Below are 18,163 nucleotides of genomic sequence, written 5' to 3'. Positions count from 1 at the left end.
GACCGCTCTCGCATATTACTCTGCGGTGTACATTACAACCATGACATCGCGATACCCCGTGTCAGCTTGCTTTTCGCACTCAATATTCGTGACGCCGTGCATGGTCTGCCGATCGTCTAAAAGGATAAAGTCCCCCGGATCGCGCATCAGCATTGAACTTAACCGCGTGTTACCATCAGCGCTATACATGGAACTCTCCCCGCCAACAACGGACTGCCTGTCGCTCAGAATGGTAAGAACATAATCTGCACCGTCACGGTGAATACCCTCTGGCGTAGGTGAACCCGGTTCACGACGCTGGGCAGAAATACGATTCTGGAATATTCGCGCACGCCAGAGGGTTTCCGGGTGCTTTACCGCCAGTATCCGGGCGCACTCCAGCAAAATATGACAGAATGCCTCATTGCTAATCGTCTCTGGCGCAATGGACAGGTAATGCCGATCAACATCGCCGTTCAGGTAATTCAGGGCCTTTGACTGCCTGTAGGGCACCTGCGGCTGCACCTCCACGCTCTGGCGGGCCGGATCGACGAGAAACTCGGCGTAGCGCCGGCTGCGATAAGTCCCCCCGTCCGCCATGTACCCGTCCTGCTGCAAATCAAACCAGCTTTTTGCAAAGTTTCTCCACGCCGTCGTGCGGGTGATGGTATTAGAAAAGGCTTCATCAACATTTCCCGTAATATAGAATTTGTCGGTAAGGTCAGATGCCATATCCGTGTATTTAGCGATATTCACTTCATCAGTCATATTCATTTTTATTAATCCGTTTGAGTTATTTTTGATTAACCAGTGAATGGGGATAAACAGAGCTAACCTCTTCCAGCTCTTTTAGCGTGCGCGCTCCACGAATAGCCGCTATTTCCTTTTCCCATTCATCCCGTTCAGTTAAATAAAGCGGCTGCTGCGCACGTATTGAACACGCATCAGCTACGCCTTCCCGTAGAATATATTCCACGTCGCCAGTGATTTTTTCTTTATACTGGTTGATAAACTGTTCTACTGACATTTTTAACCCTGAGAACCAGCGACCTTCGATGGCTTCTCTCACCCATACCTGCTCGAGCGATATTTTTTCGCGTAAGAGCTCAGGATCTAATGTCGCCATCTCAAGGTGGCGACAGGCATTCATCAGCAAACAGGCTGCGGGCGCCTCACGAACCTCAAGCACCTTTTCACCGTCATCCAGATGTTCCAGGCCACAGTATCGTCCGATTCCGTAGGCACCAACGCGATGATTCAGCTCAGCAATCAACTCGACCAACGGGAGCCGGACCCCGTCAACAGAGACGGGAACGCCCTCTTCAAAGCGAACCGCTATTCGGGCTGGCCCTCGTTCCCCCACAGGCTGCGCCGTCCAGGTAAACAGTTCAGCCGGAACCCGAAAATCTTCCGGATTGTCCAGCCAGCCGGACTCAAACTCCCGACACCAAAGATTGGCATCCCCGCTCGTACCACGCGCTTCAAACATACTCAGGCCACAGCGTTGCAATGCCTCAAGCTTTTCCTGACGAGTCAATGCTGAATATTCGTACGGGCTACCGTAAAAACCGTCAAAACCCAGTTGGCGGAGCGCGCCGTTCAGGCGGCGCAGGCTGTTTTGTGACTGGTTGGCTGTATGAATGATGGCATCGCATCCATGCTGCGCCGCGACCTCAATAGCGATGCGGCAAATCAGCGGCCGGGACAAAGAGGCACTGATCGGGTACAGCCCCATGTATTGCGCATTACAGCGCAAGGCTGGCAATACCGCCTCCCGGGCAAAGATTTCGCGCCCATCAATGACAATAGACCGCGCGCCAAAGTGTCCGGCGATATTCGCCAGGTCTTCACGTTCGACCCCTTCCCCCATATCGATAGTGAGGGCTATGACCTCACAGTGCTCGTATTTTGCTAATTCGCTGAGCACGTAGCTGCTGTCTAACCCACCGCTAAACAGGGTCAAAATTCGCTTGCAGCGCCCCGTGATATATTCTAAATCCGCAAAACTGCGAATTTTCTGTTGCTTATTCATAACAGTCCTTTTTTTCTAAAATGACTCATCAAACTGCGTGAGAGCGTCGTAGTTCACACAGAGCTGCTGAATACGCAGAGCTATCGGCGTAACATTTTCCTGGAACAACATGCTGTAGTGAGTGCCATTCACTGGCGTAATTGTTAATCCAGCCCTCACCCTGTTGGCCCAAAACTCACCGGGATCCGTGTCTGAATCTCTGGCAATAAACAGATCTATATTCCCGTCGTAATCTGGGATCTGGTATTTATAATAAGCCTCCTGCAATGTTGAGAAGACCTGGTAAATATATTCCAGCTCATTTCTTGTAATATTGACCCGCTCTTCACCGCTGGATTGCATCCTGCCGAGAATTGCTTCGAACAAGGCGCTTTCCGTCGACGAAAGTGCATCATTATTTCCCCCACCCGTCTGCGGCGTCAGCCAGCCAATCCGCTGAAGAAATTCGTAAAATTCCACTCGAACTTCGCGTTCATCAGGCATCGTGTCACGGGTATGTGGATAGCTGTCAATAAGCAGCGTCCCCAGTGGTATACAACCGTTTTTCATTGCCAGTCGCGTCATCTCATACGCAATGAGCCCTCCAGCTGACCACCCCACAAGGATCCACGGCGTCTGAATAATGTCAGACAGCTGGTGAAGATAATTTGCAGCGATTTCAGGAACGCTAGCCTCCGGTCTAGTCAACGTATCGAGATCGACGGCGCTGATGCCTGTCACGTCCATCTCCTTACTCAACGCGCCAATCAACGGAGCGTAAGCTTCCCCAATTCCCCCGCCTCCGCCGGGATGAATACAGACGAGCTTAACGGGTGAACGACCGCGACGCAGATGAACCAGATTCGGCCTGTCCGACGTTGCCACGTCCTTCTTATCCTGGGCGGTCAGCTGTTTCGCCATCTGAGACAGAACGGGATTGGCAAAGAGATCCCGTAATGCAAACTCAACGCCCAGCGTAGCGTTGATGCCTTCTATGAGCCTCAGAGCAAGCAGAGAATGTCCCCCCAGCTCAAAGAAGTGATCGGTACGCCCCACCCTGGAAACCCCCAGCAGTTGCTGCCAGATCTCCGCCAACGCCATTTCCACGTGGCCCTTCGGCGCGGCATACTCCCGAGTGGCCAGTGACGTCAGATCCGGTTCAGGCATCGCATTACGATCGACTTTTCCGTTTGGCGTAAGTGGGAAAGCCGGTAGGGTGACTATTGCCGTAGGTACCATAAACTCGGGCAACGTTTGCGAAGCGTGAGCGCGCAGCACTGCAACCGGGGATGTCCCCAAATCCGCGTTAGCCACAATATAAGCAACAAGCCGTTTTTCGCCTGTGCGATCCTCACGGACCATAACAATGCACTCGCGAACGGCAGGATGCGCCTGTAAACACGCTTCAATTTCCCCGAGTTCAATACGGAATCCCCGCAGCTTCACCTGATGATCGTTACGTCCCAGATATTCAATGGTCCCGTCTCTGCGCCAACGGGCCAGATCTCCGGTACGATACAGCCTCATTCCCGGTTCCTCCGAGTACCTATCGGGGATGAAACGTTCAGCAGTTAACTCCGGTTGCCAGAGATAGCCGCGCGCCAGCCCGGCCCCGCCGATGTACAGTTCACCAGCCACGCCAACGGGCTGCAACAATCCTTGACCGTTAAGGATCCTCACGGTGGTTTCTGCGACAGGAGTACCAATCGAGATCGGCGTGTCGACATCCTCAATACGCTGACAGGTTGACCAGACCGTCGTCTCCGTCGGGCCATACATGTTCCAGAAACGACGCGTGGCGCAAACCAGTCGATTGCATAACTCCCGATCGAGCGCCTCTCCACCACACAGCGCTGTGAGCTGTGGACTACCCTGCCAGCCAGCTTCCAGCATCATTCGCCATGTCGACGGCGTTGCCTGCATGAAAGTAACGTCTCGATGGGCCACGAGCCGGGCAAGAGCGGCACCATCGCGCATCTCTTTACGACTGGTTAAGACAATTCGACCTCCGGTGATGAGCGGTAAATAGAGCTCCAGCACCGCGATATCAAATGACGGCGTCGTCACGGCAAGCATGCCATCATTCGCCGTAAAGCCCAGACGGTCGCGCATTGCATACAGGAAGTTGATGACTGCACCGTGGGGCAGCATCACGCCTTTCGGGCGTCCGGTCGATCCTGAGGTATAGATAATGTAGGCAAGGTTCTCGGGCGTCAGCCCCACCAGCACCGGTTCGGGATCGCAGTCTGAAACGCCAGAGATCAGCGGGCTATGGCCTTCATCATCCAGAACGAGGCAAGGTATGCCGGTGCTGCCATAGGGGGCCACATCATCTTCACCGCCCAGTAAGAGCTTCGGCTGGCAGTGTCGCAGCATGTATTCGACCCGCTCCTCCGGATAACCAGTATCAAGGGGAACGTAGGCCGCGCCTGCTTTCAGGACGCCCAGAAGTGCCACCAGCATCGCGGGGGTTCGCTCCAGCAGGAGCGCTACGCGATCGTCCGGGCCAATACCGGAATGAATCAGATGATTTGCCAGCCGATTCGCCCGACGGTTAAGCTCGCCGTAGGTGTACGATTGCTGTCTGAATACCAGCGCAAGACGCTGTGGATTTTCCTGCGCATTACGCTCAAACAAGTGATGCAACAAATACCCGGTCGGATAACCCGCACGCGTCGCATTGAAGGATGTCAGCAGTTGATAGCGTTGCTGCTCCCCCAGCATATCCACCCCAGAAAGGCGGCGCGTGCTATCCACCGCCACGTCTCGCAGAACGTTCAGCAGGTGGCTGCTGAAACGTAACATTGTCTCCTCGTCCCATAAGCCGGTGAGGTACTCAATGTGGCCAGATACCTCATTAGCCGTTTCGGTCAGCTCAAGGTTAAGGTCGATTTTCGCACTGTGGGTACGACCTTCGCGCCCCTCCAGTTCCAGGCCTGTCATCTGCAGCTGATGGTCGGGCGAGTAGAGGCCAAACATCACCTGAAAAATCGCCTGCCGTGAAAGATCGCGTACCGGCTGTAGCACCTCCACGATCCGCTCAAAGGGGACGTCCTGGTTCTCGTAAGCTTCAAGCGCGGTCTGCCGCGTCCGGTGCAGCAGCGTCTCAAACGACGGGTCGCCGGACAGATCTCCGCGCAACGCCAGCGTGTTGGCGAAAAAACCAATCATCGGTTCCGTTTCCGCCAGCATACGCCCCGCGACGGGCGAGCCGACCACGACATCGTCCTGACCGCTCCAGCGCGACAGCACCACCTGAAATGCCGCCAGCAGCACCATATAAAGGGTCACCCCCTGGCGCTGCGCCAGGGCTCGCAGCGCTTCAACCGTTTCGGGAGCAAGCGTGACCGGCACATGTGCCCCGCGATAGCTTGCCACTGCCGGTCTGGGGCGATCTGTCGGCAGCTCCAGCCCGGCCGGTGCGCCCTGAAGTTTGTTTTTCCAGTACGCCAGGCGCCGCGCGGCTTCCGGCTTATCCAGCATCTGCCTCTGCCACAGCGCAAAGTCGGCAAACTGAACAGGCAGTTCCGGCAGGATAGCTTCACGCTCTTCCACCCTGGCGGTGTACAGCTCGCACAGCTCACGCGCCAGGACGTCGACAGACCAACCGTCGCAAATAATGTGATGGGCGACAAAGGCGAGCACATGCCGTTCAGCAGATAGCCGGTAAAGCCGGAAGCGATACAGCGGGCCGGTTTGCAGTTCAAACTTATACTCAGCTACCGTCTGCAAGACATTATCGAGCGCATATTCCGGGACAGATTGCGACACAAGGGACTCATTCTCGGCTGGCACGATCGTTTGAACGGCCGTGCCGTTGCTGTTACGGAATACTGTACGTAAACTTTCGTGGCGGCAAATCACCTGATTAATTGCCCACTCCAGCGCGGCGGTCTGTAGCTCGCCGCGCATCTCGAGCGACCAAGGTACATTATAGGCCACCCCGGCCTCAACCAGACGGTCGAGGAACCAAAGACGCTCCTGAGAAAATGACAGTCTCAGCGGCTGATTGCCGTCCCGTGGCGTAATGCCAATCGGAGAAGAGCCCTCCTCCCGGGCCTGATAATGCGCCAGCCGTGATGCCAGTTGCACAATTACTGGCGCATCAAAAATCTCACGCAGCGGCAGTTCGACTCCGAGACGCGCACGTACCATTGCCACCATGCGCATGGCAAGCAGGGAGTGTCCACCTAGCGCGAAGAAATCGTCCTCAATCCCGACCTCAGGACAATTTAGCAACAGGCCCCAGATTTCGCAGAGCGCAAACTCTTCTGAAGTCCGCGGCGGCACGGCTTGGCGCTGACGCGTCACGAAAGTTGGCGGTGGTAATGCCTTACGATCAACCTTGCTGTTTGGGGTTAACGGCAGTGCGCCCAGCGTCACGAAAGCCGCCGGAATCATATGTTCTGGCAGGAACCGGCGCAGATGTACCTGCACCTCGGCAGTCTGCAATGCCGGATCCTTCAGCACAAGGTAAGCAACAAGCTGCAGCGGCTTTTGCTCACTGGACCAGGGAACGACAATCGCCTGGTGGATACCGGGGTGCGCCAGCAAGCAGGTATCAATTTCGCCCGTTTCTACCCGGAAGCCGCGAATTTTAACCTGGTGATCGATTCGGCCAAGATATTCGAGCACGCCTCTGGCTGTCCATCGGGCAAGATCGCCAGTGCGATACATTCTCTGCCCGTCACTGAAAGGATCCGGGAGGAAGCGTTCAGCGGTGATGTCTGGTCGGTTGAGGTAACCACGAGCCAGACCCGCTCCGGCGATATACAATTCACCGGGCACCCCAACCGGGCATAAATTGAAATACCTGTCCAGTACGTACAGTCGGGTATTGCTTAGCGGAGCACCAATCGGCACGACCAGACGATCTTCATCGGCAGAGCACTGATGCCAGCTTACCTCTACAGAGGTTTCCGTTGGACCGTATTGGTTATGTAGTCTGCAGTCAAAACGTTGGGAAAAATCCTGTAGCAGTGACGGGGGCAACGCCTCACCACCGACAATAAAATCGCGGACCCGACGCAGGGTATGCGGCGACACAATGTCCACCAGAGCCTGAAGCATCGATGGCACCATATGCATAACCGTGACCCGGGACGACTCAATTAAACTGGACAGATAGCTCAGGTCGCGATGCCCTTCGGGGCTGGTCACTACCAGCCCCGCACCATTGAGTAGCGGCCAGAAGAGCTGCCAGACAGAGACATCAAAACTAACAGGCGCATTCTGGAGCACGCGGTCGTCGGGGGTCAGCCGGTGCGTTCTTTGCATCCAGCTCAGGTGATTCAGGATGCTGAAGTGGCTAATCATCACCCCTTTAGGACGCCCCGTAGAACCTGATGTATAAATGACGTACGCGAGATGATGAGCATTGATGTTGCGCGCTTTCCGGGGCGGGAGCGCCGTCTCTGAAGTTTCGTCATCAATGAACATGCAGCAGGCAGACGTCTCCGGCAGCCTCGCCAGGAGACGGCGCTGGGTCAACACAACGGGAACCTGCGCATCCTCCAGCATATAAGCGATCCGGTCTGGCGGATAATCCGTATCCAGCGGCAGGTAGGCAGCTCCAGACTTCAGGATCCCCAGCAGCCCGGAAATCATCTCAATGGAGCGCTCCACAAACAGCCCGACCACGCAATCCGGGCCAATCCCCGCGTGCACGAGGCGGGAAGCCACCTGCTCCGCCCGACGGTCCAGTTCACGATAGTCGATCTCCTCGCCATCAAAATAGACGGCGAGCGCATCGGGCGTTTGCTCTGCCTGAGCCTCAAACAACGACGCGATGCATTGATCGTGGGGGTAATCTTCCGCCGTGTTGTTCCATTCGGTAAGCAACTGATATTGCCCGGCAGCCGTCAGCAGCGGCTGCTGCGATAGAGGGCATTCAACGGTGTCGGGCAGAGATTGCAGCAACGTTGATAAGCACTGGACAATCTGTTCTGCGCTTTCCTTGTCCCAGAGATCGAGGGCATACTCTAGCTGACCTGAAAGCCCATCACGGGTCTCCGTTAGCTCAAGCGCAAGATCGAACTTTGCGCTTTCTGGTAGCCTCTCTTCGGCGCGCAGGGATATCCCCGGCATCTGTAGATCGCTGAACTGCGGATGCAAGGCCAGCATCACCTGAAAAATGGCCTGCCGTGAAAGATCTCGCACCGGCTGTAGCGCCTCCACGATCCGTTCAAAGGGGACGTCCTGGTTCTCGTAAGCTTCCAGCGCGGTCTGCCGCGTCCGGTGCAGCAGCGTCTCAAACGACGGGTTGCCGGACAAATCTCCGCGCAACGCCAGCGTGTTGGCGAAAAAGCCAATCATCGGTTCCGTTTCCGCCAGCATACGCCCCGCGACGGGCGAGCCGACCACGACATCGTCCTGACCGCTCCAGCGCGACAGCACCACCTGAAATGCCGCCAGCAGCACCATATAAAGGGTCACCCCCTGGCGCTGCGCCAGGGCTCGCAGCGCTTCAACCGTTTCGGGAGCAAGCGTGACCGGCACATGTGCCCCGCGATAGCTTGCCACTGCCGGTCTGGGGCGATCTGTCGGCAGCTCCAGCCCGGCCGGTGCGCCCTGAAGTTTGTTTTTCCAGTACGCCAGGCGCCGCGCGGCTTCCGGCTTATCCAGCATCTGCCTCTGCCACAGCGCAAAGTCGGCAAACTGAACAGGCAGTTCCGGCAGGATAGCTTCACGCTCTTCCACCCTGGCGGTGTAGAGCTCGCACAGCTCGCGCGCCAGGACGTCGACAGACCAGCCGTCACAGACGATATGATGAAGTGCTATGGCTAACGAAAAGTTTCTGTCGCCGGATTGCAGCAGTTCAAAGCGGTATAGCGGCCCGCGCGTTAAATCAAATTCCCGGTTAGCGAGCTGGTTTAAACGCTGTTCGCATTCACCTGCGGTCAGAGACTCAACGTCAAGAGACAAGGTTTCAGCAGGCATAATCTCCTGCAGACACTCACCGTCACGTTCCAGAAACCGGGTCCGCAGGGAGTCATGTCGGGCAACGATCACGTTCAGCGCTGCGTTCAATGCAGGGATATTAACCTCGCCCTGCATTTGCAGGTGCCAGACTATCGTATATGCCGCTTTGCCACCCCCCAGACGGTCGAGAACCCAGAGCCTTTCCTGGGTAAATGAAGCCCGGCAGTAACGTCCATGCTGCACTGGCCGCAATTCTGTCTCAGCGCGGCTGGCACCGGCATCCGCCAACGCCCTTGCGATAGCCCGCGGCGTCGGGTCAGGGAAAAACAGGGAAGGTACGATGTCCACGGTGACTCGGGTACGCAACAGGGCTATCACTTTCATCGCCTGCAACGAATTTCCGCCCAGATAAAGAAAGTTATCAGTCGCGCCGATACGCTGTAGTCCCAGTACCTCAGCCATAGCCTGGGCAATATCTAGCTCGATACCCTGCTGCGGTTCAACATAGGCCGTAAGAGGAGGCTTATTCTCATCCGGAATGCGCAATGCCTGACGGTTAATCTTCCCGGTCGCCGTTATGGGAAGGACGTCGTTGAGAACATAGGTGGTCGGACGCATATATGGCAGCAGCGTTGTCTCAGCGTAGCGACGCAATGAGTCGATCAGCGCATCTTCAGCATCATACGTCCCCTCACGCACGGCGAGGAAAGCGACAAGACGCTGCTGGTCAGCATCGAAAACGATAGCCGCTTGTTTCACAGACGGATGGTCACACAGCAGGTTTTCAACTTCCCCTGGCTCAATACGGTAACCACGTAGTTTTATCTGGCTGTCGATCCGCCCAAGATGAATCAGATCGCCGCTCGCCAGCCTGATGACTTTATCGCCGGTCCTCAGGACCCGCACGTTCTCACCCTCAATATTCAGGGAGACAAATCGCTGCCCTTCCTGATCCGGGCGATTCAGATAACCATTACACAGCGAGAGTCCCGCTATGCATAGCTCGCCAGCCTGTCCATCCGGGAGCGGTTGCTGTCCCGCATCCACTACCACCATCGATGTCCCCTCAAACGGCTTGCCGACAGGCACATAGTGGCTTCCATAGTCCGGGGGAGCTGTCCAGCCCCAGGTATCAAAGGTCGTGATGTCCGCACAGCTCTCCGTCAGGCCATACTGATTAATCAGATGCGCCTCAGGCATCGCTATCCGAAAGCGTTCGCATAGCGAAACGGTTAACGCCTCTCCGCTCACTACCCAAAGCTGCAACGCCGGGACGACACGTGAAAGCGAGGGGTAGATTTCCAGCCATGTCGCCAACAGGGAGGGCACCATACATATACGACGTATCTTTAGCGTCGCCAGTTCCGGCAGCAGGCGCGAAGGATCACGCAACAGGTCATCATTCAGCACGCAGAGTGCATGCCCTGCACACAGCGGTCCAAAAATTTCCCAGAAGGAGTCGACCGTAGTGAAAGCGGTATTGAGGAAACAGCGCTCTCCCCTGATGAAGGGCTGGTGCGACCACATAGCCTGGAGCCTTACGACACAGGCGCGATGACTACCGAGCACGCCTTTTGGTTGCCCTGTCGATCCAGAGGTATAGAGAACCCACGCCACATCGGAAGACGTCACAGGATGAGCGGGACGGGTATCCACTGCGGTTTGCGCCGCTGCGGCCAGGGCTTCCCCGGACAATACCATCACGTCGGTAGTGGCAAAATGCACCAGTTGCGCGTCATCGGCCACGACCAAAATAGCCTGGCTGTCACGCAGCATAAACGCTCGCCGTTCGGCGGGTGCCTCCGTCGAAATGGGCAGATAGGCCGCACCCGACTTCAGAATGGACAGCAACGTTGCAATAGCCATCGCAGAGCGCTGCATACACAGGCCGACCACACTCCCCGCAGTGACGCCATGCTCTCTGAGAGGTTCAGAAAGGCGGTTAGCAAGCGTGTTTAGCTCCTGAAAGGTAAGCGTCATCTCATCTGAAACTAAGGCTACCTCGTCAGGCGTTTTTCTGACCTGCTCTTCGAACAGTGACACCAGCGTCATCGCAGCAGGAAAATCTACTATATTATTTATTTTCATATGGTTACGGATAAACCTGGCGTGTCGGACGGATCACGACATTGTTAAAGTGCACATGCGGTGGCTGACTCACAGCAAACATAAGGAAGTTAGCGACATCGTCACCCGTCACAAAAGGGCCGCTCTGCTGCTCATATGCAGCAAAGGCCTGCGCATCGTACCCGGCCACTTCCTGGAATTCCGATTTCACGGTTCCCGGTTCGATAAGGGTGACGCGCACCCAGTGTTCGCAAACTTCACGTCTGAGCGCTTCCGCGAGGGAATTAACCGCGTACTTGGTCGCACCATAGATGGGATTAACGGGTGACAGATGCCGTCCGACAATGGAGCCCAGGATGATAATGTCCTGCGCCAGCGGCTGCCCGGCGCGTCTTTTCGCACGTTCAACCATGACCTGTGCCGCTGACTTCATCTGCGCCATGGCGGATAAACAGTTCAACTCAAATAACGATGCCCACAACGACTGGTCGGACTGGAGCAACGAGCCCGGCAGCCCGCGCCCCGCATTCACAACGAAGATATCTGGCGTTTCACCAAACGCCGCCTGACTGGCGGCCATCAATTTGACGAGGGTTTCCTCTTTGTTGATATCTCCCGTCACCCCTACGAAGCGCCGTTCGCCGTAGCGCTTTTCAGCCCCAGTAGTCATATCGTCAAGCCTTTGGGCGCGCCTGGCATTTCCCACCACCCGGACGCCAGCCTCCAGTAACGCGTTAACAATGCTATAACCTATCCCTGCGCTGGCGCCTGTCACGACAGCAATACGATTTTCAAAATTGTTCATGTAAGCCTCAGGATGTCATGCTGTGAAAATTAGACTTTTGTCGAGCCGGGGAGAAAACCTCTCTCCACGCAGCAAGCTAAAAAGCGAGTAAACCAGGCCCGATCCACCGGGGGAATTTCTGCATCCAGACGTTTCAGCAAGGTGTGCGTGACGGCAGCATCGATGCGGACCTTACGCGAGGGCCGCGTCGACCACATTTGGCCCAGAGCCGCTTCGCGAGGAAAATCTGCATCCATCTTGCGCAGCGCCGACAAGTACTTTTCGGTACTCGCCAGTTGCACAGAGAATCCGGAGGCTTGTAACACCTCCACCAGGTCGTTATGCATAAATTCCGCATCAGGCGTCATGTGGAATGTTCTGCCCGAGATACGGGTATTCATCACAATCCTGACGATCGCATGCGCAAGATCGTCAACCCGGCAGAGCAAAAGGTCTTCCTCACGGTCAGGGATCAGTCCGCTCAGCACATAGGTGTTCAACGACTGCATCAACCGGTTGCTTTCAATGTTGATCTGGAAGGTTCCCGTTGAATCTGCAGACACGCTGCCGGTTCGGTAAATGCATGCGCTCCCGCCCTCCCGGATAAATGCCCTGACGACAAGTTCGGCCTCATATTTGCTTTGCTCATACGGCGTCATAAAGCTTTGCCCGATGTGCAAATGATCTTCACTGAAGCTTTGCTTATCCGTTACGATGCCCGCCACGCTCAGTGTCGAGACAAAATGAAGCCGCTTGGCGCGTTCCATGTGGCAAAACTCGACGATGGCGCAGGTGCCCTCCACGTTGGTCTGGCGAAGTTCATCCAGAGGCGCCATCAGCCGCACATCCGCAGCGGCATGGACCACCGTATCGATTTCTCTTGCCAGCCGGGTGAACGCAGCCGGAGCAAGGCCAAAGCCGACTGAGTTCAGGCTCCCCTCATGAACCACCACCTGGGCGCTCAATGCATCACGATCGGCGTGCGGGAAGTACCAGCAGAAGCGTTCCCACAGCCGTTCCTGAGCAGAGCGCTGATCGTCGCCACGTACCAGGCAATGCACGACACAGCCAGGGGTTGCCAGCAACATTTTTAGCAAGTAGATGCCGATAAAGCCGGTCGCTCCTGTCAGCAGCACCGCCCGAAGCGCACCGGAGGGTCGAGTTTCACGCAACCCACTGAGGGCGGACGGAATATACGTGAGAAGACCCGTGCTGTTGTGCTCGCTGAACAAGGTTGAGGTTTGTTCCACAGCCGCATTCACGCCCGCCTTCTGCAGGGCATCATTGAGCAGCCCAATAAACCGCTCCCCAATACGGGTAATGGTCTGACGGGAATGGACATTACTGGAGTAGGACAAATCAAGTGTCAGCCGGTTCGCCACCACGCGCCCCGTCAGCTTCAGTAGATGCACGCGAGATACATCAGGGTGTCGCGCGGCTCCGGGATAGAGGTTCGACCATGACCAGCCAAGCGACGCATCAGAATCGAGGCCAAAATGACCGAGAAAGTTAAAACAGAGTTCAGACCCTTTAACGCTTTTGCGGGGAGCATCGGATAAGTAACGGCGGATACCGTATAGTGCGCCAGCGTCGGCTTGCTTTTCCGCCAGGTTCGCCAGCCGGCGGGCCGTAAGAAGAACAGGTTCGCCATCCACAACTTCGGCTATCAGGGGATAGACGGCGGTAAACCATCCCATCGCACGGTTCATCTCCAGCTCATCCTCGAACAGCTGGCGCCCGTGGCTTTCAATATCAACAGACAGATGCGTGCCGCCGGATGCCAGAACGTCAGCGACGCTGCGCACATACGCGGCCAATAGCAGGTGTTGAATCGCCACGCAGTGCTGTCGGGGAATATCACGCAACAGCGCGTGAGACTGCCGCTCGTCAAACCCAATCCAGAGCGTGTTTGCGCTTCCTTCGCTGTTTGGACCCAGCCTAAAATCATTACGCAGCTTCGCGAGGTTTGCGGCTGCTTCCGGGTATACCTCCTCCGCAGGCAGAGTCGCCGCCAGCGTCTTCAGTTGACGAGACCAGGACCAGTACAGCCGCGGTTCAATCGCCACGCTGCGCTGGATATTATCCCGGGCCGATTCGTATAATCGCGCCAAATCGTCAATCAGAATTCGCCACGAGACGCCGTCAATTACCAGATGATGACAAACCATCAGCAGGCGATCGTGACCGTCGAGCCCCTTCAGTAGCCATATACGCAAGAGCTGGCCTGTACGGATCGCAATCTCCTGATGCGCGCGTTCTATCATATTTTCCAGCTCTTCGGCGCTCCCCTGCAGTTCCAGGCAACGGAAAATGTCCGCCACTTCGCACACGTTATCCTCTACGCTCCAGCCTCCTGTACGCTGAATGAAGCAGGTCCCCAGAATCGGGTGCGCTTTCAGCAACCCGTCCAGCGCCTTGCGAAACGCCGCAACATTGATCTTCTGCGCCGCATCAATAACCATAGCCTGCGACCAGCGATCGACCCCCTGAGGAAACTGCTCAAAGAACCAGTGTTGAACAGGAGCCAGGTACCGTTCAGAGATGCCTTGCTGAGGGGAAACGGCGGGTTGAAGTTCAGTATCCATGGCCTGAATCAGCCGGGTAAACGTGGGATCCTGGTAAAAGTGCGAGGCGCGAACTGGATAGTTTTCATTCTGCAGCAGGGAAAGCAGCTGGATAGCCAGTATCGAATCACCGCCAGCGTCGTAAAAATTTTCATCATAGCGGTGAGGATGGCTCCCCAGACACTGACGCCATGCGGAAGCGGCAACCCGTTCGTTACCCTCCAGCCCGGCGACGTGGAGGGTATTCTCAACGTGCCGGGCGGGAACGGATAGCTGAGCTTTCAGCGCCTTATAATCCACTTTTCCATTGTCGGTGACGGGCATTGTGGACAGTAGTACTATCCGCCCCGGCATCATGTGCGCGGGAAGAATACGCGACAGTAAGCTCTGCATGGACAATACCGAATCCTCAGCGGGTTGCTTTGGAACGATACACGCTACCAGCTGCGAATGGCCGGGTCTGTCGCTGTCGCAGGCAAAGATTGCAGCAGATTCAACGTCATCTTCATAAGCGATCAGCGCCTCGATTGCGTCAGGATCGACGCGATAACCGCGGATTTTTACCTGACGATCTTTGCGACCGATAAAAATATACGCTCCTGTTTTCGACCTTCTGAAGAGATCTCCCGAGGCATAAAATGGACCGTCCGCCATTCGATGTGGCAGCCGATAAAATTTCGTAGTGGTCAGTTGAGGATCGTTGGTATAGCCGGCCGCTACGCCAGGGCCTCCTATCATTAATTCACCCACAGCCTCTCCGGCCAACCTCTGCCCTTCTTCATCGACCAGTTCAAAACGGCTTTGACCAATAGGAAAACCCACGGGCACCACGAGATCGTCAGGGACGTCATTCAGATTACGCATCGGAAAAAGTGCCACACCGACCGTGGTTTCAGTCGGACCATAATGGTTTGCCACGGCCCGTGCCCACCCCTTCTGAAACACCGTCCTGACACGCTCTGATTGCAAGGATTCCCCGCCGAAAATTAACCACTTAAGCGTAAAATCGGTGTAGTGATGCATCGTCAGGCTGGTAAAATGGGAAGGGGTAATTTTCACCACATCTATACGCTGCTCGCGCATATAACGTTGAAACTCGCACGCATCCCTACGCAGGGTGTCACTGATGAAATGCAGAGTTCCCCCGGTAAGGAGTGATAAAAAAAGGCTGGTATTACCAAGATCTGCCGATAAACTCGACATGTAGGCGTAGCTGAGCGACTCGTTTATCGATAAAAGCGAGATGAGCGAGGTAGTGTAGTGCCAGATGCTGGCACGGGTAATATCCACCCCCTTTGATATCCCGGTAGAGCCTGACGTATAAATGGTATAAATCAGGTGATTCGCATCGATATCAGGGAAGCTATCGCGCGATACGTTGCGGCCCCGGTCACGTGAAAGATTGTCCATTGCAATATGCGCAATACCGAGGTCGGACAGCGCCTGAGCATGTCTGCTGACGGCTACCGCGGGGATATCGCCGCATCCCTGAAGGCGTTCAAAGGCATGGGTATCATGCCCGTCCCATTCAAGCGGGACATAACAGATACCTGCCCGAATAGCCGCGCTAATCGCGACCAACGCCTCGATGCTTCGGTCAAGTACCAGGATTACCTTATTTCCGGAATGTCGATACGGGAGCAGCGTTTCGGCCAGTGCAGCGCTCAGTTCGTCAAGCTCGCCATAGCTCATCGCACAATCCGCATCAACGACCGCTATTCTGTCTTTATATAAGAGAAAAATATCTTCCAGGCTTATTTGTTGGCTCACAATATTCTCTCACTCTTCTGCGGTGATAACCGTTGCTCTGCACATTGCAATGTGAAAGGCCGCATATCGCGCCATTCTTTCCTGATATAATCCAGACAATCTTGTTTCTTGCCGATAAAACCAGAAACCTGCCACCCCTCCGGCAAAGGTAATTCAAGGAGCCAGATAGAAAATTGACCTTCGCTATTCTTCACGACGCTATATTCATCTTCTTTTCCTGTACCTTGTAAATCAATTGGACCCATACCCCCTCCAGTTTAAATAGGTTTAATCCGATAAATTCAATGTATTACAGTTGTCACAGATTCTTCCGCTGTTTTTAAGCAAATGTGTATTTTAAGCTTTCAGTCACGACAAAAATGGTAATATCAAATAGATATAACCAGGCCGCTATTATGACCGTGCGGCGTAATCACTGTTCGAATCACAAACGCAGTAGTATTAAAGATGCTATAAAGCATGCTCCGGATAATACCGACAAAACAATACTGAAGATGCGCCAAAAACTGTCATTAAAATACCTGAAACGATAATAACAGAGGGTATTGAGAAATATCCCACTGCAAGCGCCCCGACCCCGGCCCCTAAAGGAATAGCGGCATACGAAACCATACGTGAAAAAGAAACGACCCGGCCGAGTAGTTCGCCGGGAACGCGGATCTGGCGTTCAGTAAAGTAAGTCACCATAATCAATGCATCGACGAAATTTACCATCGCCCATGCTACAGAAAAGAAAACAGGCTGGTTAATCGCCATAAACAACGTAGCTACACCGAGCAATATGGCCAGAATAGAAATTTTCTTTAGCGCACCAATTCTTTCATCAAGGATATTTTTCGCCATAAAACTGCCGGCAATCGCCGCGGCCCCTCCGACCGAACACACGGCACCGACAGCAAGATCGGATAATCCAAAATTATGTTTCAGATGATAAACAAACACACCTAAGTAAAGAAACATAGCAAAATTATTTGCCATGAAAAGTAAAACACCAAACTTTAAAAAATCATCACTGCTTATTGCTTTAGCACCTTCCTTTAGCATATGCCCGACGTGAACATTACGAACCTGGATACTCACAAAATGGATACACCTCAGGGTGACGATGACCGCAACAAGATAGCTAAACGCATTGAGATAAATGACGAACTCATAACCCAGTACCACCACCGCCAATGCGCCAATTATAGGCCCTAGCGCACTGAGCAAACTGTCTCCGGCATTTACCATCGAATTTGCCCAATGGAGACGCTGCTTGCCAATCGCGATGGGAATGCTGCCCTGAAAAACGGCATGATAAAATGTACCAATCGACGATATAACAAAAATCATCGTATAGATGGTAGAGATTGGCGCCTGGTGGTGGACCTGAAAGGCAAGTATCAGGCAGGAAGCAAAACCGACTAAATCCAGAAGCCATAATAACGTTCTCTTATCATAGCGATCGGCCATAACGCCTGCGGGTATTGCAAACAGAACCTGCGGTAAAAAAGTTAAAATATATCCCAGAGCCGTACCCAGTGCCGAATTCGTTTTAGCGTATAAAAAGAGTGGTACTGCAAAACGAAATGCCCAGTCGCCCAAAGCACGGAAAAGATAAGTATATATCAGAGCACTGTCTCTATTTTTCTTCACCTTACTTATCCTATTTCCAGCTTATCAATAATTCAAATTCTCATAAAAAACACGGAACGGAACCTCCGGCCTGGCTGGAGATCGTCTGTGCACAATAAAAAACGCATTATCAATATGTTAATGTATTCACTAAGAATATATTTTCCGTTGAAATAATTAACATCTGGCTTCTGTCTTAGTTTTATCATCTAAAAAATTATTTTCAAAGCTGAAAACATACAAAAAATTACAATGTTATCAAAATGTGATTTAAATCACCTTTTCTTAACAACAATGAAACAAAACAACAAAAAATAAATTAAAACAGCACGTTGCATGTTATCCATGCGCGTCATTTGATCGAGATAACAGAGACATTAGAGACATTAGAGACATTAGAGACATTAGAGACATTACAGACATTACAGAAAAAATAAAATAATAACATTATGT

At 54.0% G+C, this 18,163-nt stretch carries 7 protein-coding genes; all 7 read right to left on the bottom strand.

All coding sequences use genetic code 11. The features are described 5' to 3' along the window. Positions 1-15: 15 nt before the first annotated feature. The 7 genes from tniD to AC3G3F_RS12945 all read right to left on the bottom strand — a co-directional run bounded on the left by tniD (position 16) and on the right by AC3G3F_RS12945 (position 17,731). Complete coding sequence (tniD, locus tag AC3G3F_RS12975) at positions 16-753, bottom strand: 2OG-Fe dioxygenase family protein (protein ID WP_053530170.1); 738 nt, start codon at positions 751-753, stop codon at positions 16-18. A 19-nt stretch (positions 754-772) separates the two neighbouring features. Next, positions 773-2,011: an argininosuccinate synthase-related protein gene (gene tniG, locus AC3G3F_RS12970; protein ID WP_063390327.1), complete on the bottom strand. Its 1,239-nt coding sequence runs from the start codon at positions 2,009-2,011 to the stop codon at positions 773-775. Between the two features lie 15 nt (positions 2,012-2,026). Next, on the bottom strand, positions 2,027-10,999 hold the full coding sequence (tniN, locus tag AC3G3F_RS12965; protein WP_488395117.1) for a non-ribosomal peptide synthetase: 8,973 nt from the start codon (positions 10,997-10,999) through the stop codon (positions 2,027-2,029). A gap of 4 nt (positions 11,000-11,003) precedes the next feature. Next, positions 11,004-11,783 (bottom strand): SDR family oxidoreductase, encoded by a 780-nt coding sequence (gene tniO / locus AC3G3F_RS12960; protein ID WP_023248689.1) that lies wholly within the window; start codon positions 11,781-11,783, stop codon positions 11,004-11,006. 29 nt (positions 11,784-11,812) lie between these two features. Next, positions 11,813-16,096: a non-ribosomal peptide synthetase gene (tniQ, locus tag AC3G3F_RS12955; protein WP_488395116.1), complete on the bottom strand. Its 4,284-nt coding sequence runs from the start codon at positions 16,094-16,096 to the stop codon at positions 11,813-11,815. Beyond that, positions 16,093-16,341, bottom strand: a complete 249-nt coding sequence (gene tniA / locus AC3G3F_RS12950; RefSeq protein WP_023248691.1) for an MbtH family NRPS accessory protein — start codon at positions 16,339-16,341, stop codon at positions 16,093-16,095. Before tniA ends, tniQ begins: the two co-directional genes overlap by 4 nt. Positions 16,342-16,546: 205 nt before the next feature. Further along, positions 16,547-17,731, bottom strand: coding sequence for an MFS transporter (locus tag AC3G3F_RS12945; RefSeq protein WP_488395114.1), 1,185 nt, complete (start codon positions 17,729-17,731; stop codon positions 16,547-16,549). Between the last annotated feature and the right edge of the window lie 432 nt (positions 17,732-18,163).

This window comes from Salmonella sp. FC25216, assembly GCF_057751355.1.
Note: the sequence above shows the minus strand (reverse complement) of the source record. Positions and strands in the feature narration are given on the sequence as shown.

Bases quoted from the DNA above. Each gene is read 5' to 3' on its own strand.
- tniA (WP_023248691.1), bottom strand. From the start codon at position 16,341: ATGGGTCCAATTGATTTACAAGGTACAGGAAAAGAAGATGAATATAGC.
- tniO (WP_023248689.1), bottom strand. From the start codon at position 11,783: ATGAACAATTTTGAAAATCGTATTGCTGTCGTGACAGGCGCCAGCGCA.
- tniG (WP_063390327.1), bottom strand. From the start codon at position 2,011: ATGAATAAGCAACAGAAAATTCGCAGTTTTGCGGATTTAGAATATATC.
- tniN (WP_488395117.1), bottom strand. From the start codon at position 10,999: ATGAAAATAAATAATATAGTAGATTTTCCTGCTGCGATGACGCTGGTG.
- tniD (WP_053530170.1), bottom strand. From the start codon at position 753: ATGAATATGACTGATGAAGTGAATATCGCTAAATACACGGATATGGCA.